Raw genomic sequence first — 1,183 nt, forward strand, 5'->3', positions numbered from 1 at the left:
CGGCAACTGACAAATAGCGCGATCAGAACGCCGCCATTTAGCGCGAGCGTTTACAGGAGATGCCGAGAATCTCGGCGGTTTCGGCTTCCGATTTCTCATCGATCGTCCGCAAGACGAGCGTGTCCTTGAGCGATGCGGGCAGGGCGGCGATCGCTTTCATGGCCTCTGCCAGCTGCTGCTCGGCGCCGATCGCCTGGTCGGGTAGTGGCGCCTCGTCGACGACATGTTCGGCTTCCCCCAGCGCCAGCGCGTGGGAGAAGAAGTTGCGGACCGCGCGGCGGCGGCGCCAGTCATGGCATTTGTTGATGACGATCCGCGACATCCAGACCGGAAAAGGTCGCGCAGCGTCATAGCGGTTGAGTGCGGCGAAGGCGGCGACGAAGCTCGCCTGGGTCACGTCGAGCGCTTCGTCGCGGTTCCCGACATGGCTGCGCACGAGGCGGTGCACCCAGCCCTGATGCCGGCGGACCAGCTCGCCATAGGCCGCTTGCCGGCCTCCAAGCGCCAGAGCCGCGAGCTCCCCGTCCGAGCAGTCGGGGAGGCACGCGGTCATTTGGACTTGGCCGTCAGCGCTTTCACCACGGCGTCGTCGAACTTGTCCGTCTGATCCGGGCGCAGCACGGCCCGCATCGCGAAGATATGCTCGAGTGTTTCCTTCTGCAGCGCGCCCATCGCCTGGTGCGAGCGATCCACCGCCCCTGCAACCCGAGGACCATAGCCATGCTCCGCCTCGATCGCCTCGGCGAGCCGCGCGTTATCGGCGCGCAGTTCGGCCTCCAGTGCCTGACGCCGGATCGCATAGTTCTTCTCGATCGTCTCGAGACGGCTATGTTGCGCGGTGTCCAGCTTGAGATCGCGATGGAGCAGGTCGTGCAACTCATTTTCGACCGGGCGCACCGGAACCACATAGACGCGGCCGATGACCACACCGGCGATCGCCGCGGCAAAGGTCAGCAGGACGAGGAGCAGGAGCCGGCGATCGCGCATCATCGTGAACTCAGCAGCGTCGAAGGAGCGAGCGCGAGCCGCGCGTCAAAGGGCGATATCGGCCCGGCTTCGGTCGACCGCACAGGCACGGCCGAGCCGGCAATTCCCAGGAACAAGGCTGCTGCCGCGGCGATACCGAATGTCGTGGCGCTCAGGCGCGGCATGGCCTGGAGCCGGGCGATCTCGGCCATGACGC

Annotated in this window: 3 protein-coding genes; all 3 read right to left on the minus strand. The window is 66.1% G+C overall.

Annotated features, from left to right (window positions below; genetic code table 11):
* Positions 1-37: 37 nt before the first annotated feature.
* Complete coding sequence (locus tag V2B31_RS09050) at positions 38-553, minus strand: RNA polymerase sigma factor (protein WP_046408689.1); 516 nt, start codon at positions 551-553, stop codon at positions 38-40.
* Positions 550-987: a periplasmic heavy metal sensor gene (locus V2B31_RS09055; RefSeq protein ID WP_025550099.1), complete on the minus strand. Its 438-nt coding sequence runs from the start codon at positions 985-987 to the stop codon at positions 550-552. The genes V2B31_RS09050 and V2B31_RS09055 overlap by 4 nt, the downstream gene beginning before the upstream one ends.
* Positions 987-1,183: hypothetical protein (locus V2B31_RS09060; RefSeq protein ID WP_328277633.1), on the minus strand; the 197-nt coding region annotated here is incomplete at its 5' end. The genes V2B31_RS09060 and V2B31_RS09055, both read right to left, overlap by 1 nt.

The organism is Sphingobium sp. (assembly GCF_036170395.1).
Classification (GTDB): domain Bacteria; phylum Pseudomonadota; class Alphaproteobacteria; order Sphingomonadales; family Sphingomonadaceae; genus Sphingobium.